This window comes from Colwellia sp. 1_MG-2023 (genome assembly GCF_030546755.1).
Taxonomy (GTDB): Bacteria; Pseudomonadota; Gammaproteobacteria; order Enterobacterales; family Alteromonadaceae; genus Thalassotalea_H.
This window is the reverse complement of record NZ_JAUOPE010000008.1, coordinates 107,313-130,421: the sequence shown is the minus strand read 5'-3', so window position 1 is coordinate 130,421 and position 23,109 is coordinate 107,313. Positions and strand designations below refer to the sequence as shown.

The following is a 23,109-nucleotide window of genomic DNA, read 5'->3' as shown; positions in this document are numbered from 1 at the left end:
TCTTTTTGTGATCAGGTAAAACCTGACCTAAATAATCTTTATAAAGCTGTTTTAGCTATTTTAATAGACGTTTTTGGCAATAATATAGATGAGTTTTAGTAAAGCCGTTGAGCTTTTTCATGAGGAGCTTAGTGTACTAAGTGACAAATGAAAAAGCTAAAACAATGCAACTACAACGAAATATATGCCGCCAAAATTAATGCTCTCGGGTTTGATGGAATTGTATATCCGGATGACGCTCTTGAGCCAAATTCAAATTAACCATCGTTGGTGCAATATAAGTTAAATTATCACCACCATCTAACGCTAAATTATCAAACGCTTTTTTCTGAAATTGCTCTAACGTACGTTCATCATCACAAGTACACCAACGTGCTGTTGCCACGCTAATTGGCTCATAAATCGCATCAACGTTATATTCTGTTTTTAAACGTTGCACGACTACTTCAAATTGCAGCACACCAACCGCGCCAACAATCATGTCGTTGTTCATTAAAGGTCTAAAGACTTGTACCGCGCCTTCTTCTGAAAGCTGAATTAACCCTTTTTGCAATTGTTTCGCTTTTAATGGATCGCGTAAACGTATACGACGGAACATTTCTGGTGCAAAGTTTGGAATACCGCTAAATTTCATCTCTTCACCAGCGGTAAACGTATCACCAATTTGAATACTGCCGTGGTTATGCAAACCTATGATATCACCGGCAAAGGCTTGCTCTACGTTTGAGCGATCGCCTGCCATAAAAGTAACGGCATCGGCAATTTTTACATCTTTACCAATGCGCACTTGGCGCATTTTCATGCCTTTCTCGTATTTACCCGAGCAAATTCGCATAAATGCGATACGGTCACGATGTTTCGGATCCATGTTTGCTTGAATTTTAAAGACAAAACCTGAGAACTTTTCTTCAGTGGCTAATACTTCGCGAGTATCTGTTTGTCTAGGTAATGGTTTTGGTGCCCATTTAGTTAAGCCGTCAAGCATATGGTCAACGCCGAAGTTACCTAATGCGGTACCAAAAAATACTGGAGTTAATTCGCCGGCTAAAAATTCATCTAAATCAAATTCATGAGAGGCACCAACCACCAGTTCTAATTCTTCACGTAAGTCATCAGCATAATGGCCTATGGCGCTATCAAGCTCTGGGTTATCTAAACCTTTAATTACGCGTTTTTCTTGTATGGTGTGACCTTGTCCTGATTGATACAGAAACGTTTCGTCAGTTAAAATGTTATAAACGCCTTTAAATTCTTTCCCCATGCCGATCGGCCAAGTAATAGGAGCACATTTTATTTTTAAAACATCTTCTACTTCGTCCATTACTTCCATTGGATCGCGCACATCACGATCCATTTTATTCATAAAAGTAATGATGGGCGTATCTCTTAAACGAGTAACTTCCATTAATTTAATGGTTCTGGCTTCAACACCTTTTGCTACATCAATTACCATTAAGCAAGAGTCAACGGCGGTAAGCGTTCGGTAAGTATCTTCTGAGAAATCTTCATGACCAGGAGTATCTAACAGGTTAACAAGACAGTCTGCATACGGAAATTGCATAACCGACGTGGTAATTGAAATACCACGATCTTTTTCCATTTCCATCCAGTCTGATTTTGCATGTTGGCCTGATTTTTTACCTTTTACTGTGCCTGCTTTTTGTAAAGCTTGACCGAAAAGTAATACTTTTTCAGTGATAGTGGTTTTACCTGCATCGGGATGCGAGATAATAGCAAAGGTGCGTCTTAGGTCGACTTCCTGCTGTTGTAGCGACATGCAAAATACCTGTTTTAAAATAATGAACGATTAGCGAATTTTTAAAGCGCAACATTATATCGAAAACAAGTGTTTAAGGCAGCAATAATCTGTAGATTCACTTAATTTTTTTTTATCCATTTTAATTTAAACCAATAATAATTTGACAATATTGATTACAAGTGTAATTCTTTATTGGTGATTACATTTGTAATCATTGTTGGAATAGGTAGTTTTTTATTTTGAATGGTTCAATTCAAGATGAGTAATCACAAGGCAAAGAAAATGGAAAAAAGTGTAGATATTAGCATTGCAGAGTTTGAAGTGCTTGAGGTGCTATGGCAAAAGCATCCAGCGACTGCAAATGAAATTATTGAACGATTAAACCAAAAAAAACAATGGCATGATAAAACCGTTAAAACTTTGTTAAATCGTTTAGTAAAAAAAGCTGCGATTAGTTTTGAACAAGAGCAACGACGCTACTTTTATTACCCATTAGTAGAGCGCGAAGCCTATACACACTCTGAAAGTCAAAGCCTTATTGAACGCATGTTTAGTGGCAGAGTTTCACCATTAATTGCAAGTTTTGCGAAAAATAAGCATTTAGAAAAAGACGATATTGAAGAGTTAAAACAAATTATTTCTTCTTGGGAGCAAGAAAATAAGAGGGAAGAAAATGATTGATTTACTCATTAGCTGGTTAGCTCCGTTGACGATTATTTTATCGATAATTTTACTATCTCATCGCTTGTTGTTAAGAAAATTAGGGCCCAAAAAAGTCTATTTCTTATGGATATATGTACCTTTAGGATTGTCCTTATATAGTTTACCAATCACTTGGTTTCATAACTCTCAATTTGCCGATGCAAAAATACAGCAATTTATTGTGCTACCCACGCAAACGTTACAACAACAATTTACTGTTGAATGGTTAATCGCTTGTTGGGTGTTAATCTCCTCGCTGATGATAGTTTACTGGTTAGTCTCACATTTACAGTTTTTACGAAAAACAACCTTCGTTAAATTTGATGCGGATACTTTACCGATTAAGCTACCTGAAAAACTATCTGTGTTTCAAAGTGCACACACTTATAGCCCAATGATTGTTGGTGTTTTCAATCAAAAATTATTATTACCGGAAGAATTTACTGCTTTGTATAACGAAGAGCAGCAAACATTAATTCTGGAACACGAAATTTGTCATTTTGATCGCAATGACATTTATTGGAACTTAATAGCCTTTGTATTATTAGCGTTATTTTGGTTTCAGCCCTTGGTTTGGTTGGCGTACTTTCGCTTTCGCCGAGATCAAGAACTTTCCTGTGATCAAATTGTTTTGGCGCGAAAACAATCTGCAAGCAGGATCAATTATAGTCGAGCACTGCTTGTGGCGGCAGAAACAACGCCACCTCTTGCTTTTGCTCAACTTTCCTTTAAGAAATATGGAGATAAAGAGATCATGTTTGAACGTATAAAACATATAAAAACGCATACACAAGCATCAAAAGTGAGTTTAGCATTAGCGTCAGTATTATCTGTCACGCTATTGTCTGGGCTAAGTTATGCTGGCAATATTGGTGATGGCAACAGCACACAGAAACACAGGACACCGCCTGCCGTTAAAAAAGAAGCCATGCCAACTTATCGTGTTGAACCTAAATACCCGCTAAAAGCTGTAGAAGAGGAAATTGAAGGTGCTGTGGTTTTGAAGTTTGATATAAACGGGGAAGGAGAAGTGAAAAATGTTGAAGTAATGGATGGTGTTCCTGCTTATGTTTTTGATCGTGTGGCAATAACAGCATTGAAACAATGGAAATATGATGCAACTGGTGATTATCATAAAAACCAACTAGTGCAGCTTGATTTTAGAATGAGTCCTGAATCGACTTTCAAAGATGTTAATCTTATTGAAAAAATTAAAGTGACTCAGTAGTTATATTCTTCCACTAAAAAGCTTTTCATTTTGATAAGCTTTTTTTTCATCTCTATAAATAACTCATGATGAATTTACAACGACTTTTGCATCACGATGGCGTCTTCATAGCCTATGGCGCTTGGATAATAGCCGGTTCTTCGAGCAATTTCAGTATAGCCATTATTAATGTACATCATTAACGCTGAGATATTTTTTGCTCGTACCTCAAGTAACCATTTTTCAGCACCCAATAATTTAGCTTGGTGATGATAATGTTCAAGTAAATGTTTGCCGTAGCCATTGCCTTGAAATTTTGGTGCAATACAGATATCCATCAGCGTTGCTTCACCCAGAATATACTCGCCTACATAAAAGCCAGTAATATTGTTTGAGTTATCTTTAAGATAATAACCAAAGTAACGTCCACCAATGCAGCTTTGAAAGGTTTTTTCACTCCATGGGTGAGAATGGCAATCGTTTTCTATCGGCATTAATGAGCCAACATCGTTTAGGGTAATAGGTGAAAATGTGAGCGACATAGCGTTCTTAAGTATTTAAGTTATGTTGAATAATGGTTTGCCAAAGTTGTTTCTTAATGGCTGATGATTGAGCAATTTTATCGAGACTTGGTGTTATGAGTACCTTTTTGTCATAACTAATATTAGTGTTATCAGTAAATTGCCAATTAAATAAGCCTAAGTCGAGGTGCGACTGTTGCCAGGATATATCAGCAGACTCGATAGAAAGTGCTTGTAAAATATCTTGAAATATTTGTAGATTGTTAATTTCATTGGCAGAAAAATCTCCGGTGATATTATTAACCGGCGTTTTGTGATCTTCACTTGAAGGCTGCTCAAGATTTTTACGCTGCCACAAGGTAATGCCCATCGCTTTTAAGTGATTGAATTGTCTTGTGGTGATAGTCATTAGCACTCTGTCTTTAAAATTAGTTTGGCTATCATCGCAGTATAAATAGCAAAAAGCTACTTGTTAAGCGGTATTTGAACTCTGCGATCTATGTTGATTAAATCATCTTGATTAAAGCGTTAAAAAGGGCTCTAAACTGACAAATTTATGTATTTGATCTATAAAAATTTACTAAGAATATATAAGTAGATAACACGAGAATTGGAAAAGAAATGGCAGGGGTGGAGAGATTCGAACTCCCAACCGTCGGTTTTGGAGACCGCTGTTCTACCAATTGGAACTACACCCCTGCAACGGAGACGAATTATACCCAAGCAATTACAAAGGTAAAGCGCTAAATAATAATTTTATACTGTTCGGCTAATAAATATGCAATTTGCCTTAACTTAACTCGTTTTGGCTTAATTTTAACTCTTTAGGGTAGGGATAAACATTCTCAATGACTCCCTGAGCAATATTTTGTTGGTGCTTTTGCCAATAGTTAGCATCGAGTAATTCACTGTGATGTTTTAAAAATGCTTTGCGATATTTAGGGTTTGCTAAGGCAAAGGTTGCTAGTTCTTCAGGAAAAACATCGCCAGGGGCGACCGAGTACCATGGCTCTGCAGCAAAAATTTGTTCTTCGGTAACCGCTTCTGGAATCACCCTGAAATTGACTTCATTCATGTAAGTGATTTCATCATAATCATAAAATATTACTCTGCCATGACGCGTAACACCGAAGTTTTTTAATAACATGTCTCCGGGAAATATATCTGCCGCAATGAGTTGTTTGATTGCTTCCCCGTAACCAAACATAGCTTCATCGATTTCTTCATCGCTAGCATCGGCTAAATATATGTTTAATGGTGTCATTCTGCGCTCTATATATAAGTGTTGAATGATAATAAGTTCATCTTCAAAGCGGATAATTGAAGGCGCTACTTGCATCAGCTCATCTAGTAATATTTGAGAAAAGCGCGCTTTAGGAAAGGCAACTTCAGAATACTCCATAGTATCAGCCATTCGTCCAACTCTGTCGTGTAATTTCACTAAGCGATATTTTGCTTTGACGTCTGATTTCGTCATCTTCTTACTAGGCGCGAACTTGTCTTTAATAATTTTAAATACGTAGGGGTAAGAAGGTAAGGTGAAAACTGACATCACCATGCCTTTGATACCGTCAGCTAATTGAAATTGATCGTCACTGCTAGCTAAATGATGCAAAAAGTCGCGATAAAATTGCGTTTTCCCTTGTTTATGAAAGCCAATGGCGGAGTATAAATCTGCTCTGGTTTTATGCGGTATTAAGCCTTGTAAAAAGCTAACTAGGGCTTGTGGGTATAAACAATCTACAAAAAAATAGGATCGGGCAAAACCAAACACTACCGCCATATTTTCTGGCTCTGTTAGTAATGCATCTAGGTGAAGGCCTGTTTTCTCGTCATTGACTATGGCGACAATAAAAGGTGTTTCACCGTCAGGAGAAATCACACGGCCGATAATATACGCACCTTTATTGCGATAAAAAGTAAAATTGAGAATATCGAGCTTTAGTGCCTCAAGAGGAAACTTGGCTAATTGGGGCTTTTTGATAAAGGCCCGCACTAATGCACTAAACTCTTTTTTAGGGTGAGTAAATCGTGCGGAAAAACTCGCGTTTCTAATGATATGAGTAATCGTTTTACTTAATCCTTTCTCTGCAAGAGGGTAGCGAGTATAAATTTGCGCAGCAGAGATTTGTTGTTCAGTTAAGTCGCTTGCTTGTACGAAAATAAAGTCATTATGATAATATTTTCGTTCAAATAAATGGCAAAATACTGAATTATAAAAGCTTTCTGCTAACTCAGCTTGTGGGTGGTGTAAGAGTAGTTCGACATAACAAGTTTTGATGTTTTGCCAAAGTTGTTTGTCTAACAGCTCAATACCAAAATCTTTTTTTATCGTACTTAGGGTTTCTGTGACACGTTTATCAAAGTAGTCGGTTCGATCTTTTGCGGCTTTATGAATGGCTTGCCATTGGCATTTTTCAAAGCGCTCTTTTGCTGAACGCGTGATGGCTGTAAATAAAAAAATATGGCGCTCAAATCCATTCAAAATGGTTTTCGCAATAGCATAGGTTTGCGTTAAATTATAATCATTCATAGCACAGCATCATGAAGAACTTTTATTCAGCATACGATACAAACACGGCTAAGGCAGATATTTTATATCAATGGCCAACATTTAGCTCAGTGATAATTAATACCATAAGTAAAGTCGTTCACGCGGTTTTACTTGCTATTCGTTGCTATGATCTCTAAAATTACGCGGTTTTTCACTGAGTAAATATTCTTAAAATATCATGCGTGTTGCCGACTTTTCCTTCAATTTACCCGAAGAGCTTATTGCTCGTTACCCCAAAGAAAATAGATCATCGAGTCGTTTGATGACTCTTGATGGTAATAGTGGTGAAATTACTGACTCAACCTTTACTGAAATATTAAACCAAGTAAATCAAGGTGATTTATTGGTATTTAATAATACTAGAGTGATCCCAGCGCGCTTATTTGGTCAAAAAGAAAGTGGTGGAAAAGTTGAGGTCTTGGTTGAGCGTCTGCTTGATGATAAGCGTTTTTTAGCTCATATTCGCGCGAGTAAATCGCCGAAAGTGAACAGCAAGTTACTGCTTGAAAATAAAGTCAATGCCACTATGGTGGCAAGGCATGGCGCTTTATTTGAATGTGAAATTCATTCGCAAGACACTGTTTTACAAGTGCTTGAAGAAGTTGGCCACATGCCTTTACCTCCTTATATTGATCGTCCCGACGAAGAGAGCGATAAAGAGCGTTATCAAACCGTTTATAATGAAAAGCCAGGCGCTGTTGCGGCGCCAACAGCCGGTTTACATTTTGATGATGCTTTGTTAGCTAAGCTCAGCGATAAAGGCGTTAATTTTGCTTTTGTCACTTTACATGTAGGAGCCGGTACTTTCCAACCGGTTCGTGTTGATGAGATTGCCGATCATATTATGCACGCTGAGTATGTTGAGGTACCCGCAGAAGTAGTCGAACAAATAGCTGAAACTAAAGCCAATGGAAACCGTGTTATTGCGGTTGGTACCACTTCAGTTCGATCTCTTGAAAGTGCGGCTAAAGCGTCAATTAAAAAAGGCCAACCACTGCAAGAATTTTATGGTGATACAGATATATTTATTACGCCAGGTTACCAATTTGAAGTGGTCGACGCCTTAATTACCAATTTCCATTTATCCGAATCAACCTTATTAATGTTAGTGAGCGCGTTTGCTGGCTACGAAAATATCATGACAGCTTATCAACATGCTGTTGCCGAAAAATATCGTTTCTTTAGTTATGGTGATGCCATGCTGCTAACCAAAAAAACGAACTAATTGATGCGATGAAACTAAACCGCTGGCCTGTTTCGCTAGTTGGTTGAGGAATTTAATATGACAGAAAAATCACCCGTTAAAGCAATGAAGTTTGATTTAATTAACAAAGACGGTAAAGCGAGAAGAGGGCGTTTAACCTTTGCTCGTGGCACTGTTGAAACACCAGCCTTTATGCCCGTTGGTACTTATGGCACGGTTAAAGGAATGAAAACTGAAGAAGTGGAAGATATTGGCGCTGAAATTATCTTAGGCAATACTTTCCATTTAATGCTTCGCCCTGGTACTGATATTGTTGAACAGCATGGCGGTTTACATGAGTTTATTAATTGGAATAAACCTATTTTAACTGACTCTGGCGGTTTTCAAGTTTTTAGCTTAGGTAAAATGCGTAAAATCACCGAAGAAGGTGTGAAATTTAGCTCTCCGGTTAACGGCGAAAAAATTATGCTAACGCCTGAACGTTCTATGGAAGTTCAGCGAAAACTGGGATCAGATATTGTGATGATATTTGACGAATGTACGCCTTACCCTGCTACTCACCAAGAATCAAAAGACTCTATGGAGCTTTCATTACGTTGGGCGCAGCGTTCTAAAGATGCTCACCAAGAAAACCCGAATGCGTTATTTGGCATAGTGCAAGGCGGAATGTATGAGGATTTACGTGAAATTTCAGTGGAAGGCTTAAAAGCTATTGATTTTGATGGTTATGCAATTGGTGGTTTGTCAGTAGGCGAGCCAAAAGAGGATATGGTTAGAATTTTAGATCATACCACCCCCTTGATCCCTGAAAATAAGCCCCGATATCTCATGGGAGTAGGTAAACCTGAAGATTTAGTAGAAGGTGTGCGTCGCGGTATCGACATGTTCGATTGTGTGATGCCAACACGAAATGCCCGTAATGGACATTTATTTGTCACCAACGGCGTATTAAAAATCCGTAATGCACGACATAAAACGGATACTAGCCCTTTAGATGCAGAATGTGATTGTTATACCTGTAAAAATTATTCACGAGCTTATTTACATCATTTAGATAAGTGTAATGAAATTTTAGGGTCGCAATTGAACACCTTACATAATTTACGTTTTTATCAGCGTATTATGAAAGAATTGCGTGATGCTATTGAGCAAGGTAAGTTAACTGAATATGTCGAAGCATTTTATGCGTTACGTGATTTACCTGTGCCTCCTTTAGCGCCAGGAAGTGAACAAGTTTAACGATTAATTGGTTGTGAAAATGACCAATTTACAATAAAAATTATCATTTAATAGAAGAAGTATAAGAGGAAATTATGAGTTTATTTATTAGTCAAGCACATGCAGCTGCGGCACCAGCACCACAAGGCGGCGGTATGGAAATGGTTATCATGTTATTAGTGTTTGGTTTTGTATTTTATTTCATGATTTATCGTCCACAAGCTAAGCGTGTCAAAGAGCATAAAGGTTTAATGTCAGCCCTTTCTAAAGGCGATGAAGTATTAACGCAAGGCGGTATTGTTGGTAAAATCATTAAAGTGTCTGATGATAAAGACTTTATCGTGATTAGTATTGCAGAAGGTACTGAAGTTACCGTTCAAAAAGCTGCTGTTAATGCAGTATTACCTAAAGGTACAATGAAAAATCTATAGTATTCATTGTTAAATAACTGGCTTTAATTAAATTTCAGCCAGTTATTTTATGAAATACTACAATAAGCCATTGATAAAAATAGGATGACATTGTGTTAAACCATTCTCCATTATGGAAAAAATTGTTGGTACTATTTGTCGTAGCTATAGGTGCACTTTATGCGTTACCTAATATTTACGGTGAATCTCCAGCAGTACAAGTGTCAGGTTTACGCGGCGTAGAAGCAAATGCGGCAACACTGGACACCATTAAGTCACAATTGACAAAAGAAGGCATTGATTATTCAAAAATCACCTTTGAAAACGGTCAAATTTTAACGAAGTTCTCTGATACTGAAAACCAGCTTAAAGCGCGTGATTTATTAGAATCAAATCTTGGTGATAAATATTCAGTTGCCTTAAACCTAACGCCAAACACGCCAGATTGGTTAGCAAGCGTAGGCGGTGTTCCTATGAAGCTAGGCTTAGACTTAAGTGGTGGCGTAAGCTTTACCATGGAAGTGAATATGGATGAAGCCATTGCTAAAGCTACTGACGGCATGATTGGTGATTTTCGTACTGATTTACGTGGTGAAAATATTCGCTACCGTAGTGTCAAAGAAGTTGGATCTGCCATTGAGATACAATTTAGAAATGCTGAAGACGTAGATATTGCTGAATCATTCTTATCAAAACGATACCGTGATTTATTGTTTGAAGACAACAGTGACAAAATGACATTGTCTGCATCAATGACTGAGCAGAAACTTAAAGAAATTAGAGAGTATGCCCTGCAACAAAATATTACGATTATTCGTAATCGTGTTAATGAACTAGGGGTTGCAGAGCCATTAGTTCAACGCCAAGGCCAAAAGAATATTATTATTGAGTTACCAGGTGTTCAAGATACGGCTAAAGCGAAAGAAATTTTAAGTGCGACGGCAACGATTGAATTTAGAATGGTTGATAGTGATGGCGACTTAAGCGCGGCATTGAACGGCCGTGTTCCTTCAAGTTCTCAATTATTATATGATCGCGATGGTCGTCCATCATTATTGAAAAAACGCGTGATGTTAACCGGTGATCATATTGTTGATGCAGGTTCTAGCTTTGATGAATATTCTCGTCCTCAAGTTAATATAACCCTTGATTCTCCTGGCGGCAGTAAATGGTCAAACGCGACGAAAAATAACATTGGTAAACCAATGGCTACGGTTTTTATTGAGTTTAAACCGACAGATCGAGTTGATGCTGAAGGCAACATTGTTTATGAAAAAATCGAAGAAATTATTAGTGTTGCTACAATCCAAGGTCGTTTAGGTAAAACCTTTAGAATTACAGGTTCAGGCACGCAAGCTGAAGCGCATAACCTAGCTTTACTGTTAAGAGCTGGTGCACTCATTGCGCCAATCCGTATTGTTGAAGAACGAACTGTTGGTCCAACGTTAGGTGCTGAAAACGTACAGTTAGGCTTTCAAGCAATTATGGGCGGTTTCGCGCTTGTCTTTATCTTTATGTTGATTTATTACCGCGCCTTTGGTGTGGTGGCAAACTTAGCGCTGACGGCTAACTTAGTGCTAATTGTTGGCGTTATCTCTTTAATTCCGGGAGCAACGTTAACTTTACCAGGTATGGCAGGTATCGTATTAACCGTTGGTATGGCAGTTGATGCTAACGTATTGATTTTTGAACGAATAAGAGAAGAACTTCGTGAAGGTAAATCAGTACAGCAAGCTATTCATCAAGGTTATGATGCGGCATTTTCAACTATTCTTGATGCGAATATCACCACGTTAATTGCGGCGATAATTTTATATGCAGTGGGAACAGGTCCTATCAAAGGCTTCGCTATCACCTTGTCTATCGGTATTATCACATCAATGTTTACGGCCATTATTGGTACGCGAACAATCGTTAATTCTGTGTGGGGCGGAAAACGTCTCGACAAGCTTTCAATATAGGTGATCAAAATATGCAATTATTAAAATTGAAAGAAACCGTTGATTTTATGAAGCATCGCAAAGTTGCGATGATCTTTAGTATTCTCATCATGTTAGCGGCAATAACTTCGTTATCGATAAATAAGTTAAATTTTGGTTTAGACTTTACTGGGGGAACCTTAATTGAAGTTGGTTTTGAGCAAGCAGCAGACTTAAATAAAATTCGTCAAATCATGGACACTAATGGTTTTGATGATGCCGTTGTACAACTTTATGGTAGTTCGCGCGATGTTGTTATTCGTTTAGCACAACGTGAAGACATTAAAGCGGAAATGTTAGGTAATCAAATTTTATCTATGTTACAAGAAGGTACAGGCCAAAAGTTAGTGATGCGTCGTATCGAATTTGTTGGTGCAAGTGTTGGTGATGAATTAACTGAGCAGGGCGGCTTAGCCATGCTTACAGCACTTATCTGTATTTTAGTGTATGTCGCATTTCGTTTTGAATGGCGTTTTGCACTAGGCTCAGTTTTTGCCTTATTTCATGATGTTTTATTAACCTTAGGTTTATTCTCCTTTTTAGGATTAGAGTTTGATTTAACAGTATTAGCTGCAATCTTAGCGGTAATAGGTTACTCATTAAATGATACCATTGTTGTTTCTGATCGAATTCGAGAAAACTTTAGAAAAATTCGAGAAGGCGGCCCAGCGGAAATTATTAATATTTCTTTAACGCAAACCTTAAGTCGAACCTTTATTACTTCAATTACCACTTTGTTAGTATTAATCGCTTTATTTTATCAAGGTGGCGCACTTATCCATGGTTTTGCTACCGCGTTATTATTTGGTGTTTTTGTTGGTACCTATTCTTCTATTTATGTCGCTAGTGCCGTTGCACTTGCCTTAGGTATATCGAAAGAAGATTTGATCCCAGAAGTGATTGAAAAAGAAGGCGCTGATCAAGAAATGATGATGCCATAAGGTATTATTAGTTTGAGCAAATACTTTAAAAGCCAATCACTACAGGTGATTGGCTTTTTTTATGGGCGTTTTCTTACTCATCTTATATTGAAAATAAGGCCTTGGCTAAGTAACAATATCTCGAATGGTTTTATTGAGATTTATTTGATAATCACTGGCTTTAATCGAGTTAATAATCACGAATTCTTCTTGGGTTAAATCAAAGTCTACCGGTTTGGTATAGCTATTTAATTTCAGGCTGTATATAACTTTTATTTTAGGCTTAAGGGGATCCGTTCTATTTCCTTCAATTACAATGGCTATTTTCTCATTCGATAATTCAACCAATGAACCAACCGGGTGTATGCCTAGGTATTTGATAAATTGCTGAACAATATCGGCATCAAATTTTTTCTTTTCATTCAAAAGATGACGAAAAACAGCTTGAGGGAGCATTGCTTTTTTATAAGGTTTATCGGCAGTCATTGCATCGTAAACATCAACGATAGCAGTAATTCGAGAAAGTTTAGATATTTTATCGCCTGCTATGCCTCTTGGATAACCTGAGCCGTCAAGCCTTTCGTGATGATTCACTAACATATCTGAAAGAATTGGGCTTGAAAAACCTTCTCTTTTAGAAAGCTCCATTCCCCAAAGCACATGCTTTTGCACTACTGACATCTCATTTTTAGTTAACTTATCTTGCTTTTCTAAAATGGCTCTCGATACTTTTGCTGAGCCTATGTCATGTATTAATGCGCCTAAGGTTAATTCTTGAACGGTATTTTTTTTGAAACCAAGATAAAGTGAAAAACCACAGATCAGCACCGCACAGTTAATGGCATGCTCCCATTGATAATTCGACTTTTGACGAATACGTGTGAGTATCGTCATTGCGTGTTCATTTCGGGTGATCGAATTGGTAATTTCACCCGCAAGCACTGTCATAGCTTCCATAGAAAGAGGTTTAGCTGATGATGCATTTAGCATTAGCGCTTTAACGTTTTCTGCTGATTGTTGGTAGATATCACACGAACGTGCAAACTCATCGGTTAAACTAGTTTCTTCAACATCGTTTTCAGTGTCGGATTCATTATCTTCGATGTCTGGTTCATCGTCGGAAAAATTTGATTGCTCACAATCAATGACAACACGAACCACACCTTGCTTTTTTAAAAGCTCAATGGTTCTTGCTGAGTTAACCACTCCCTGATTTTTTACTTTATGATCACTATCTTTGAGGAAAATGTCTTTCACAAACATTCCTACTTTTAGTTCATCAATCGTTAAGTCTTTAAGCATATTAAGAATTATAGCCTTATTATTATTATTTTTTTAGGCATTGACCGTTTAATTTTTATTACCCAACTTTAGCTTATTTTGTAGGGTTTGCGAAGTATTCACTTGAATTGCTTCATGAATTTACCTTAATTTAATGTTTAGTTAATAATATCTTCGATATAGTATGGTGAAGTTAATAATGAAACATTAAAAATAATATGAATAATTTACTTCGTGTATATGCTAAAGAGCATCCGACATTACTATTATCTATTTGTTATTTTATCGTCACAATTATAGGGGTGATTTATAGTTACTACTTTTATGCAGAATTTGGTATCGAAATATTAAAATTTGCTGATTTAAGTGACTTTTTACTTGCGTCTATACTTGAACCTTTATCGATAGTCGTATTTGTTTTTTGGCTAATATTTTACCTTCTTTCCTTTAAACTAGAACTTTGGGCTAGGGATAAGTTTAGCGGTTATGGCCGATTTGTTGAAAGAACCATGAAGCCTAAATACTCTGACCCCATCCTTTTTTGTTTAGCTATTACAGTCATAACGGTGATTTTTGTTAAAAACTTAGCAATTGATAACACAATAAAAATTAAATCGGGTAGTTTTGATGGTTACAGTGCTTTATTACCAAACGATACAGGGGAACAAAAGCTAGCACTATTAGGCTCTTCAAGTCGCTTCTCTTATTTTTATGATCTTGATGAAAAAGAAGCGATTGTCATCCCTGTGGAAAGTATTGCTTATATGAAAAAACAGCTGCCAATTGAGACGTCCAAAGAAAAAATAGTCAAAGATGATACAGCTGAAGAAAATGTTCCTGATAAAGATGCAATAAAGTAGATGAGTTAAACGGTTGAGTATTTTAATAACGGTGATAAAGAGGTTTTATGGACACTAAATTTATAATTATTATAACGTTATTGCTAGTGACTTTTTCTGGTAAAGCATTCGATAACATCACCTTTGATGATGCTACTGTTTTAACTATGGAGCAGCGAGCGAACTTTATCAATAACAATACTCGTCAAAGAGTAGAGCAGTTATTACCAAAATTAATGGATGATTCGGGAATAGATTTCTGGTTAATGATCAGTCGGGAATATAATGAAGACCCTATCTTAAAAACATTTTTACCCGCCCAGTGGTTATCAGCACGTCGTACAACCATGCTTGTTTTTGCTAAAAACCTAGATAACACGGTAAGTGCTTATGCGATTGCGCCTTATAAAATTGGCGATCTTTTCAAAAAAGCATGGGATAAAACCAAACATCCTGATCAATGGCAAGCATTGCTAGCCTTAATAAAACACTATGATCCTAAGAAAATTGGCCTTAATCAATCTCAACATTGGGCGCATGCTGACGGATTGACAGCTACTGAAAAAGAAAAACTCTTTGCAGTTTTACCAAAACAGTATCAATCACGTGTTTTCTCTGCCGAGAAGCTAGGTGTTGCCTGGTTAGAGCAACGTATCCCAGATGAAATAGCGGTATATGAAAGCATGGTTGCTTTAACCCACGACATTATTGCTCAAGGTTTTTCAAATAATGTCATTGAAGTTGGCAAAACAACGACGGATGATTTGGTTTGGTGGTTTCGAGAGCAAGTGCGTAAATTAAGATTGCAAACTTGGTTTCACCCTAGCGTGAGTATTCAACGACAAGATAATAAAAAGTTTGATCATGTCGATAGTTTCACTAATGGCTATCAAGAAAATATCATTATACCTGGTGATTTACTTCATGTAGATTTTGGTATTCATTATTTACGATTAAATACGGATATTCAGCAGCATGCTTATGTTTTGAAGGAAAATGAAAAACAAGCACCAGAAGAATTAATTGCCGCGTTTACATTAGGCAATAAACTGCAAGATATTCTTACTGACAACTTTATCCTTGGGAAAACTGGCAATGAAGTGTTGAAAAACGCGAGAAGTCAAGCAGTTGCTCAAGGATTAACGCCCACTATTTATACTCACCCAATTGGCTTTCATGGTCACGGAGCAGGTACTACGATTGGCATGTGGGATGCACAGCAAGGTGTTGCAGGTAGTGGGGATTATCCTTTGCACGCTAATACGGCATATTCGATTGAATTAAATAATGCCATCTTTTTGAAAATATGGAATAAAGAGATTCGCATTATGCTTGAAGAAGACGCTTTTTTTAATGGGGAAAAAGTACAATACTTTGATGAAAGGCAAACGAGATTGCATATAATTAAGCATAAATAAAACTCAATGTTTGGCATTGACGTGGATTACATTTGTTGAGTTTTTGTGTAATTCAGACCAAAGTTAATTTATTGGAAGTGCGTTGTTTTATATAAACAACAGACTTTAACTGACGACAATAAATATTGTTTCAATAAGGTAAAAATTAATGATTAAATCTCTTTTAGTATCGTCCAATACCCCTCCTAAATTAGGCGGTGAAGAGCTTATCCAACAATGGCAAAACAACGATGATAGTTTTTTATGGCTTGATCTTGAAGGATTAGATAGAGCCAAAGAAAAGAAGATGCTGGAAGACTTTGGTTGTCATCAACTAGCGATTCAAGATACCCAAAGAGATAGACATCCGCCAAAAGTAGAAGCGTTTAATGATTATATTTTTTTATTGTATCGAGGCTTTGTCGCGAATAATGAAAGTTTAAATTTTGAAAACTTGCAAATTAGTATGTTCATTGGACATCGTATTTTAATTACTTGCCACACTGAAAGCTCGATTGCTATCAATTCGTTACTCAATCTTGCAAGCGAAAAACATTTAAAGCGCAGTCCTATGCATTTAGCGCTCATGATCTTTCACAGTAGTTGTGGTAATTATTTAAAGCAGTTATTTTCTTTCGAGACAAAATTAGAAAAAATTGAAGATCAATTTCAATTAAGTGGTAATGATAAAATGATGCGAGAAATTACCAGTTATCGTTCTCAATTGGTAAAAATTAGACGGACCTTTAACTATCACGTTGCCATAGGTAATACTTTAAATACCTTGCTTGAAGATGAAGAAACGTCATTAATTACCGCAAAAGAAATTCATACAGTTAATGATTTAAGAGAGCGTTTAGATAGGTTATTAAGTCTTTCTCAAATGTATTATGATATTTGTGGCGATTTAGTTGATGGTTATATGTCGATCACTTCACATCAATTAAATGCCACAATGCGTATTTTAACGGTTATCACCGCGTTATTTGTGCCGTTAACTTTTTTAGCGGGTATTTATGGAATGAACTTTGAGTATATTCCAGAGTTAAAAGCTAAAAATGGTTATTTTATTTTGTTAGGCGTTATGTTCACGATTTCAGTTGCGTTAGTCGTTTTGTTTAAACGTAAGAAATGGTTATAAATTTAACCATCAATCGTGAAAGTTAGTCTTGCTGTAAATATGCTAAAGTTGAGATCCTACCCTTGTGGGTAGACTCTACTTTTGAAGGGTGCTTAATATCTTTCCAAGCGGTTACTTTACCGCCACGATTTAATTTTTCAAAACTGTCTGAGGTTTTATCTAAGCCTAAAAAACATTGTAATTGGTTTAAGCTTTCTGCTTGACTGATGTCTATTAACAAAAAATCGTTATCTCGGTTTAGAAAATAATCGCTCACATCTTTTTTATGCTTTAAATAGCAATCAGTTAAAAACTGATCGTTATTGATATTTTCTAAGGTAAATGGGGAGAAAATTTGTAGATAGCATCTTTTTAAGTAGGGATTAAAGCCACCATCATTTCGAGTAAGATTATGGTGCATTCGTTGTAATAATTGTTTAATTGATGGCAACCATAAACTAAGATCTCTGTCTAAATAAATAAACTTGCTATTGGGGTAATATTCATCAAGCGCTTGAAAGTCAGTAAAAATAGGCGTGTCTGCAATTACTTCAGCATTATTAAACGTTTTTTGTGTATAAGCGGTATGGGCTACGGTAAAACCTAATTCAAGACATTTACTACAAATGCTAGTGGTGCCTGTTCTGGGTAAGCCGAGGATAAATGTTTTTTGATTTGTCATGTGTAGTATCTATAAAAATAGAAAGAGAATGCATATTGTATGGGTTAGTGGAGTAACCACTTATCTTTTATTGCCTGCCATTCTGCTTTCCCTTCTTCTGAATTAAGCCAACCTTGAATATCTTGTTTTATCTCAGGGGTCGATTGACTGATTAAAATACTACGTTGAAACACTTTATTATAACCGGTTAAGATTTTTAAATGGTCATTAATGTCAGGAATGGTTCGTTTGAAATACTCGAATGTTTGAAGTCCGATAACGCCAAGATCGGCTCTTTTATGCATTAGCATTAACGCCACCGCTTTTTCATTATGAACATTGACACGAATTGCGAGCTTGTTTTTAAATAATTTTTCTAAATTAAAGTAGGTATAGCTTCTTACTGTGGCGATAGTTTTATTGTGTAATGAACTTTCCTCTTGGTAATGCATGGTTTTGTCGTGGGTAATATATAATTCCTGCTCTGGAATTAAATCTAAAATCCAATCATATTTGCTCATAGCAGTATCATCGACCCATGTAGGCGTGGTCCATAAAACAACACCAGGATTATTATCCACTGTTAATATTCTTGGCTTAGGAATATGAACGATTGAGTAATGAAATTCTTTAGAGTGTCTATTTAGCGCTGCGGCAAAGTCGTAGTTTAAGCCTAATTTTGCATTTTTATCGACAGTGAAAGGGGGTTTATCAACATAAATAAATAGATCAATGGCTGTTTTTGCGATCGGGCAACTAGAGAAAAGTAACAAACAAAGTACAAAAGGGATTTTCAATAACAACTTATACAAATTCAATCTTCTTTTAATAGCTGTGATCAAAATTATTATAGCTGAAGTAAATCAAACTAATAGTTATTTTTTAATTGAATTGAGAAGAGTAAAAATAAAGACAAAAAAGTAAAATTAACCGTGATACTTCCGTTAAGTATTACAAGTATTATTTCGTTGGAAACCAATACCTTTAATAAAGAATGCCGTATTATCAAAAGTAAAATGACTAAATGGTTTAAATAAAGGTAAACTTTGTTATAAGAATAAACATTATTCGCTTAAAAAGTTTGTTATGTTTGAGCTATTAATGCCACTAAGAGCATAGGACAATCAATGTTTTCAACGATGACTTTATTTTCTAACCTTAACCGTTTAGCCCTATTCATTTTTATTACCGGATTTAGTTTAGCGATATATATACATCATAACGTTGACCAAACCTGGCTTGAACAGCGTTATGTTTATGATATTTACCAAACTGATAAAGGGGTTAATGCTTATAAATATAAAGGAGAGGAAGTTGAAATTACTGATGTGGTTTCCTATCAAACATCTGAGTTAAACCAGCAACACCTCAATCAGCTTAACCAAGCACCAACCATGAAACAACAGTGGGTGATAGATGATAATCAATCGCTATTTCTGTTAAAGCCCGCTTTTCATTATGGGTTATGGTCGTTATTACCCGCGTTTATTACTATCGCTTTATGTTTGATCACAAGAGAGCCTTTAACCGCTTTATTTGGTGGCATTGTTGTGGGTGCATTAATGCTTGGCGATTATGATCTTACCGACAGTGTCATTATTCCAAATCTTGCTAGTGAAGGGGCAGCGGGCTTGTTATTGCTTTATTTATGGCTGTTAGGGGGCCTTTTAGGTATTTGGTCGAAAACTGGTGCCGCGCAAGCATTTGCTCACTACATGACAGAGCATTATGTTAAAGGGCCAAGATCAGCCAAGTTAGTTTCTTGGTTTATGGGGATTCTGTTCTTTCAAGGCGGTACTATGAGTACTGTTTTAGTTGGCACGACAGTTAGACCTTTGGCTGATAAAGCCAAGGTCAGTCATGAAGAAATGAGTTATATAGTTGACTCTACTGCTTCTCCAATTGCCGCCGTTATTGCTTTCAATGCTTGGCCCGCATATGTGCAAGCCCTTATATTTGTCCCGGGCGTATCCTTTTTAGCGACCGAATCTGATCGCATCGCGTTCTTCTTTTCAAGTGTTCCTTTTAGTTTTTATGGCATATTGGCGGTTTTAGGTACTTTATTGTTGAGTTTGAATATCACTACTTTTGCAGGTAAACGTATTCGTGCTGCTCAGCATCGAGCTTTAACTACTGGCGAGCTAGATGCGCCAAATGCAAAACCATTAAGTGCCAAAGAATTACAACGCTGTGAAGTACCGGAAGGTTATCACTCTCATCACTTAGAGTTTATTCTTCCTTTAATCACTTTAGTTGCGACTGCCGTTATTACTTTCGTTGTTTTTGAATCTCCTAAGATTAACTGGGCCTTTGGTGCTGCGCTTTTATTGTCTGCGTTTATTGCTCTAGGTAAAGGAATGTCATTAATGGATTTAATTGATGGCTTTGGTAATGGTCTAAAAGGGGTTGTGATGGCATCGGTTATTTTAATGTTGGCCGTAATTATAGGTACAATCAGTAAAGAAATTGGTGGCGGCTTATATTTAGTTTCGCAATTAGGTGAACATTTACCATTTTGGACCTTGCCTGTAATTTTACAGTTAATCACTATGGTTATCGCTTTTTCAACCGGGACAAGTTGGGGAACTTATGCCATCGCATTTCCTTTAGCTATGCCATTAGCTTGGGCAGTTTGCCAATCACAGGGCTTGGCTAATCCAGAAATATTTATGATGATATGCTTTGCGACAGTATTAAACGGTAGTGTTTATGGTGATCAGTGCTCTCCAATTTCTGATACCACGATTTTAAGTGCTATGACAACGGGTTGTGATTTAATGGATCATGTTAAGTCACAAATTGTACCGGCAACGTTTGCCGCAGTAATGGCAGGATTGTTATGGACAGCATGTGTTTACTTTCTTGCTTAATGATTAAGTTTTTCTAGCATTGCTTAAGATAATTTCTAAATTATTGTGATATCAAATCTAGTGTAATAATAACTTTACATCCTTTTTGTAGGCATTGATTGGCCTTGCTTTGAGTCGAATCTTTATTGAACGATTTTATCGTACATAAAGTTTTACGTAAGCATACTGCACTCTATTTTCTCGAAGCTTTCTCTTCTTATTTAACATGGTGATAATGACTTTATTGATGTTAAAGAGAGATAAACATGACTGAACTAGCTAACCCGTTAAATTTACGTGGTATTGAATTTACTGAGTACGCGTCACCAGATTCTGACTTTATGGAAAATGCCTTTTACGGCTTTGGTTTTTCTAAAACTAAAAAGTTTAAAGGACGTGATATTGATTATTTTAATCAAAATGACATTCATTTCTTATTGAATAATGAACAAGCCGGTTTTTCTAAAGAGTTTGCTAAAAGCCATGGTCCAGCCATTTGTTCTATGGGGTGGAGAGTAGATGATGCAAATTTTGCTTTTGAAGAAGCAGTAAAGCGTGGTGCTAAGTCGGCAGCAGATGCTGATAATAAACTACCTTATCCGGCAATTTACGGCATTGGTGATAGCTTAATTTATTTTATCGATAAGTTTGGTGCTGAAGGCTCTATTTACGAAGATGATTTTGAAGATATCGCTGAGCCAGTGATCAACGAAGAGAAAGGCTTTCTACGTGTTGATCATTTAACGAATAATGTTCATCAAGGTACCATGGAGTATTGGTCAAATTTTTATAAAGATATCTTTGGTTTTTCTGATGTTCGCTATTTTGATATTAAAGGCGAAAAAACGGCGTTAGTTTCTTATGCATTACAATCACCTTGTGGCACCTTCTGTTTACCAATTAATGAAGGTAAAGGGAAAAAGAATAATCAAATTGACGAATATTTAGATGAATATAATGGTCCAGGTGTTCAGCATTTAGCTTTTATCTCAAAAGATTTATTAGGCTCATTAGATAGGCTAGATAAAGATATTATTGATACCTTGAATATTGTCCCAGAATATTACGATGATGTATTTGATCGTATTCCATGGGTGAAGGAAGATCACCAACGAATTCGTGATCACCAAGTTTTAGTGGATAGCCAAAAAGAAAATTCTTATTTATTACAAATTTTCACTAAAAATATTTTTGGTCCTATTTTTATTGAAATGATCCAACGGGTTGATGATCAAGGCTTTGGTGAAGGCAACTTTACTGCCTTGTTTAAATCTATTGAATTGAATCAAATGGAACGTGGTGTGTTATAAACCTCGTGTAATGAAAAAAACCGGCAAATTCGCCGGTTTTTTTGGGTTTACACTTTTTTATTTATCTCATGAGTCACTAGAAGAAGACACTTTCAGGTTCTTTAAAATACCATCGGATAAATTATAAACGAAGCCATGCACAGTGAGATCTTGTTTAGCTTCCCATGCGTTGCGAATGATAGTGGTATTACAGACGTTAGCAACTTGTTCGATTACATTAAGTTCACACAAGGTATTAAATTTCTCGGTATGGTCGGTAATTGCATCGAGTTTTTCTTGATGGAAACGATGCACGTCTTTTATATGACGTAACCAATTATCAATTAAGCCATAACTTTCATTATCCATAGACGCTAACACACCGCCACAGCCATAATGACCACAGACAATAATGTGTTTCACCTTTAAGTAATCTACGGCAAATTGAATCACTGAAAGACAGTTGAGATCCGTATGAATAACCTGATTGGCAATATTGCGATGCACAAATACTTCACCTGGCATCATGCCAAGAAGCTCATTTGCAGGAACACGTGAATCAGAACAACCTATCCATAGATATTCTGGTTTTTGTTGTTTAGCGAGTTTATCGAAAAAGGTGGGATCTTCTTGATTGATCTTTTCAGCCCAACGTCTATTGTTTTCAAATAAATCATTTAAATCTGACATGCCAGCCTCATTGTTGACTAAAGATAGCTCGACATTTTATGTCAATTTATTCCTTGAAGCAAAGCACTTCCGCTTTTTATAAGGCAATATTTTTATGAAATTAAGATATAATTGACCGAATAAGGTAATAAAGAGGAACCCTAATGGCGTTAGCGTGTGCAAGGCATATATTGGTCAAAACAGAAAAACAAGCGGCTCAGATCAAAGAGAAAATTGCGAAAGGTGCAGATTTTGGTCAAATGGCGAAGAAATTTTCAACTTGTCCGTCGAAGAAAAAGGGAGGGGATTTAGGTGAATTTAAAAAAGGCCAAATGGTGAAAGCATTTGATGATGTGGTCTTTAAAAAAGAAGTATTAACCGTTCATGGACCCGTTAAAACACGTTTTGGTTACCATTTGATTCAAACTATTTATCGTAATTAAACTATAAAATGAAGCGTAAGAGTCATCATTATTTACGTGGTTAAATCGCATTATTTTGTGCATAAAAAAAAAGCCTCATCAGAGGCT

21 protein-coding genes and 1 tRNA gene are annotated in these 23,109 nt (G+C 36.5%); 13 read left to right on the top strand and 9 right to left on the bottom strand.

Annotated features, from left to right (window positions below):
• Positions 1–196: 196 nt before the first annotated feature.
• Positions 197–1,777 (bottom strand): peptide chain release factor 3, encoded by a 1,581-nt coding sequence (prfC, locus tag Q4493_RS11070; RefSeq protein WP_303452546.1) that lies wholly within the window; start codon positions 1,775–1,777, stop codon positions 197–199.
• A 264-nt stretch (positions 1,778–2,041) separates the two neighbouring features.
• Here prfC and Q4493_RS11065 point away from each other — a divergent pair, with 264 nt between their 5' ends.
• On the top strand, positions 2,042–2,440 hold the full coding sequence (locus Q4493_RS11065) for a BlaI/MecI/CopY family transcriptional regulator (protein WP_303452544.1): 399 nt from the start codon (positions 2,042–2,044) through the stop codon (positions 2,438–2,440).
• The gene (locus Q4493_RS11060; protein WP_303452542.1) at positions 2,433–3,689 is read left to right on the top strand and encodes a M56 family metallopeptidase; all 1,257 of its coding nucleotides are present in this window, start codon (positions 2,433–2,435) and stop codon (positions 3,687–3,689) included. Before Q4493_RS11065 ends, Q4493_RS11060 begins: the two co-directional genes overlap by 8 nt.
• A gap of 74 nt (positions 3,690–3,763) precedes the next feature.
• Here Q4493_RS11060 and rimI read toward each other — a convergent pair whose 3' ends face one another.
• From rimI to aceK, 4 genes are all read right to left on the bottom strand, one after another.
• The gene (rimI, locus tag Q4493_RS11055) at positions 3,764–4,210 is read right to left on the bottom strand and encodes a ribosomal protein S18-alanine N-acetyltransferase (RefSeq protein WP_303452540.1); all 447 of its coding nucleotides are present in this window, start codon (positions 4,208–4,210) and stop codon (positions 3,764–3,766) included.
• Positions 4,211–4,217: 7 nt separating this feature from the next.
• On the bottom strand, positions 4,218–4,598 hold the full coding sequence (locus tag Q4493_RS11050; protein WP_303452538.1) for a DNA polymerase III subunit psi: 381 nt from the start codon (positions 4,596–4,598) through the stop codon (positions 4,218–4,220).
• 213 nt (positions 4,599–4,811) lie between these two features.
• A tRNA-Trp gene (locus Q4493_RS11045) sits at positions 4,812–4,888 on the bottom strand.
• Positions 4,889–4,979: 91 nt separating this feature from the next.
• Positions 4,980–6,722 (bottom strand): bifunctional isocitrate dehydrogenase kinase/phosphatase, encoded by a 1,743-nt coding sequence (gene aceK / locus Q4493_RS11040; RefSeq protein ID WP_303452536.1) that lies wholly within the window; start codon positions 6,720–6,722, stop codon positions 4,980–4,982.
• A 199-nt stretch (positions 6,723–6,921) separates the two neighbouring features.
• Between aceK and queA the strand changes: the two genes are divergently transcribed.
• From queA to secF, 5 genes are all read left to right on the top strand, one after another.
• Positions 6,922–7,968 (top strand): tRNA preQ1(34) S-adenosylmethionine ribosyltransferase-isomerase QueA, encoded by a 1,047-nt coding sequence (gene queA / locus Q4493_RS11035; RefSeq protein ID WP_303452534.1) that lies wholly within the window; start codon positions 6,922–6,924, stop codon positions 7,966–7,968.
• Between the two features lie 84 nt (positions 7,969–8,052).
• Complete coding sequence (tgt, locus tag Q4493_RS11030; RefSeq protein WP_303452695.1) at positions 8,053–9,186, top strand: tRNA guanosine(34) transglycosylase Tgt; 1,134 nt, start codon at positions 8,053–8,055, stop codon at positions 9,184–9,186.
• Between the two features lie 74 nt (positions 9,187–9,260).
• A complete protein-coding gene (gene yajC, locus Q4493_RS11025) occupies positions 9,261–9,596 on the top strand; it encodes a preprotein translocase subunit YajC (RefSeq protein WP_303452532.1) in 336 nt (111 codons plus the stop codon).
• Positions 9,597–9,688: 92 nt separating this feature from the next.
• Positions 9,689–11,536 (top strand): protein translocase subunit SecD, encoded by a 1,848-nt coding sequence (secD, locus tag Q4493_RS11020; RefSeq protein ID WP_303452530.1) that lies wholly within the window; start codon positions 9,689–9,691, stop codon positions 11,534–11,536.
• An 11-nt stretch (positions 11,537–11,547) separates the two neighbouring features.
• On the top strand, positions 11,548–12,495 hold the full coding sequence (secF, locus tag Q4493_RS11015) for a protein translocase subunit SecF (protein ID WP_303452527.1): 948 nt from the start codon (positions 11,548–11,550) through the stop codon (positions 12,493–12,495).
• 105 nt (positions 12,496–12,600) lie between these two features.
• Here secF and Q4493_RS11010 read toward each other — a convergent pair whose 3' ends face one another.
• Positions 12,601–13,776, bottom strand: coding sequence for an HD-GYP domain-containing protein (locus Q4493_RS11010; RefSeq protein WP_303452524.1), 1,176 nt, complete (start codon positions 13,774–13,776; stop codon positions 12,601–12,603).
• 197 nt (positions 13,777–13,973) lie between these two features.
• Between Q4493_RS11010 and Q4493_RS11005 the strand changes: the two genes are divergently transcribed.
• The 3 genes from Q4493_RS11005 (at position 13,974) to Q4493_RS10995 (ending at position 17,132) form a co-directional block, all read left to right on the top strand.
• Entirely contained in the window at positions 13,974–14,615 is a 642-nt protein-coding gene (locus Q4493_RS11005; RefSeq protein WP_303452522.1) for a hypothetical protein, read from the top strand.
• A gap of 47 nt (positions 14,616–14,662) precedes the next feature.
• The gene (locus Q4493_RS11000; protein ID WP_303452520.1) at positions 14,663–16,012 is read left to right on the top strand and encodes a M24 family metallopeptidase; all 1,350 of its coding nucleotides are present in this window, start codon (positions 14,663–14,665) and stop codon (positions 16,010–16,012) included.
• A 148-nt stretch (positions 16,013–16,160) separates the two neighbouring features.
• Entirely contained in the window at positions 16,161–17,132 is a 972-nt protein-coding gene (locus Q4493_RS10995; RefSeq protein WP_303452518.1) for a magnesium transporter CorA family protein, read from the top strand.
• Between the two features lie 22 nt (positions 17,133–17,154).
• Here Q4493_RS10995 and Q4493_RS10990 read toward each other — a convergent pair whose 3' ends face one another.
• Both Q4493_RS10990 and Q4493_RS10985 read right to left on the bottom strand, forming a co-directional pair.
• A complete protein-coding gene (locus Q4493_RS10990) occupies positions 17,155–17,793 on the bottom strand; it encodes a sulfotransferase (RefSeq protein ID WP_303452516.1) in 639 nt (212 codons plus the stop codon).
• A gap of 44 nt (positions 17,794–17,837) precedes the next feature.
• Positions 17,838–18,569 (bottom strand): transporter substrate-binding domain-containing protein, encoded by a 732-nt coding sequence (locus tag Q4493_RS10985; RefSeq protein ID WP_303452514.1) that lies wholly within the window; start codon positions 18,567–18,569, stop codon positions 17,838–17,840.
• Positions 18,570–18,899: 330 nt separating this feature from the next.
• Here Q4493_RS10985 and Q4493_RS10980 point away from each other — a divergent pair, with 330 nt between their 5' ends.
• Positions 18,900–20,642, top strand: a complete 1,743-nt coding sequence (locus tag Q4493_RS10980; protein WP_303452511.1) for a Na+/H+ antiporter NhaC family protein — start codon at positions 18,900–18,902, stop codon at positions 20,640–20,642.
• 245 nt (positions 20,643–20,887) lie between these two features.
• Positions 20,888–21,931, top strand: a complete 1,044-nt coding sequence (gene hppD, locus Q4493_RS10975; RefSeq protein WP_303452509.1) for a 4-hydroxyphenylpyruvate dioxygenase — start codon at positions 20,888–20,890, stop codon at positions 21,929–21,931.
• Between the two features lie 66 nt (positions 21,932–21,997).
• Here the strand turns inward: hppD and can are convergent, their stop codons facing one another.
• The gene (gene can, locus Q4493_RS10970; RefSeq protein WP_303452507.1) at positions 21,998–22,600 is read right to left on the bottom strand and encodes a carbonate dehydratase; all 603 of its coding nucleotides are present in this window, start codon (positions 22,598–22,600) and stop codon (positions 21,998–22,000) included.
• Between the two features lie 143 nt (positions 22,601–22,743).
• Between can and Q4493_RS10965 the strand changes: the two genes are divergently transcribed.
• Positions 22,744–23,022: a peptidylprolyl isomerase gene (locus Q4493_RS10965; protein ID WP_303452505.1), complete on the top strand. Its 279-nt coding sequence runs from the start codon at positions 22,744–22,746 to the stop codon at positions 23,020–23,022.
• The last annotated feature ends 87 nt before the right edge of the window (positions 23,023–23,109 follow it).

Excerpts from the sequence above, each read along its gene's own strand:
- Q4493_RS11010 (WP_303452524.1), bottom strand. The coding sequence starts at position 13,776 with ATGCTTAAAGACTTAACGATTGATGAACTAAAAGTAGGAATGTTTGTG.
- queA (WP_303452534.1), top strand. The coding sequence starts at position 6,922 with ATGCGTGTTGCCGACTTTTCCTTCAATTTACCCGAAGAGCTTATTGCT.
- aceK (WP_303452536.1), bottom strand. The coding sequence starts at position 6,722 with ATGAATGATTATAATTTAACGCAAACCTATGCTATTGCGAAAACCATT.
- Q4493_RS10965 (WP_303452505.1), top strand. The coding sequence starts at position 22,744 with ATGGCGTTAGCGTGTGCAAGGCATATATTGGTCAAAACAGAAAAACAA.
- hppD (WP_303452509.1), top strand. The coding sequence starts at position 20,888 with ATGACTGAACTAGCTAACCCGTTAAATTTACGTGGTATTGAATTTACT.
- Q4493_RS11000 (WP_303452520.1), top strand. The coding sequence starts at position 14,663 with ATGGACACTAAATTTATAATTATTATAACGTTATTGCTAGTGACTTTT.
- rimI (WP_303452540.1), bottom strand. The coding sequence starts at position 4,210 with ATGTCGCTCACATTTTCACCTATTACCCTAAACGATGTTGGCTCATTA.
- secF (WP_303452527.1), top strand. The coding sequence starts at position 11,548 with ATGCAATTATTAAAATTGAAAGAAACCGTTGATTTTATGAAGCATCGC.
- Q4493_RS11050 (WP_303452538.1), bottom strand. The coding sequence starts at position 4,598 with ATGACTATCACCACAAGACAATTCAATCACTTAAAAGCGATGGGCATT.
- Q4493_RS10995 (WP_303452518.1), top strand. The coding sequence starts at position 16,161 with ATGATTAAATCTCTTTTAGTATCGTCCAATACCCCTCCTAAATTAGGC.
- Q4493_RS11065 (WP_303452544.1), top strand. The coding sequence starts at position 2,042 with ATGGAAAAAAGTGTAGATATTAGCATTGCAGAGTTTGAAGTGCTTGAG.
- can (WP_303452507.1), bottom strand. The coding sequence starts at position 22,600 with ATGTCAGATTTAAATGATTTATTTGAAAACAATAGACGTTGGGCTGAA.
- yajC (WP_303452532.1), top strand. The coding sequence starts at position 9,261 with ATGAGTTTATTTATTAGTCAAGCACATGCAGCTGCGGCACCAGCACCA.
- Q4493_RS11005 (WP_303452522.1), top strand. The coding sequence starts at position 13,974 with ATGAATAATTTACTTCGTGTATATGCTAAAGAGCATCCGACATTACTA.
- Q4493_RS10990 (WP_303452516.1), bottom strand. The coding sequence starts at position 17,793 with ATGACAAATCAAAAAACATTTATCCTCGGCTTACCCAGAACAGGCACC.
- tgt (WP_303452695.1), top strand. The coding sequence starts at position 8,053 with ATGAAGTTTGATTTAATTAACAAAGACGGTAAAGCGAGAAGAGGGCGT.
- prfC (WP_303452546.1), bottom strand. The coding sequence starts at position 1,777 with ATGTCGCTACAACAGCAGGAAGTCGACCTAAGACGCACCTTTGCTATT.
- Q4493_RS10980 (WP_303452511.1), top strand. The coding sequence starts at position 18,900 with ATGTTTTCAACGATGACTTTATTTTCTAACCTTAACCGTTTAGCCCTA.
- Q4493_RS11060 (WP_303452542.1), top strand. The coding sequence starts at position 2,433 with ATGATTGATTTACTCATTAGCTGGTTAGCTCCGTTGACGATTATTTTA.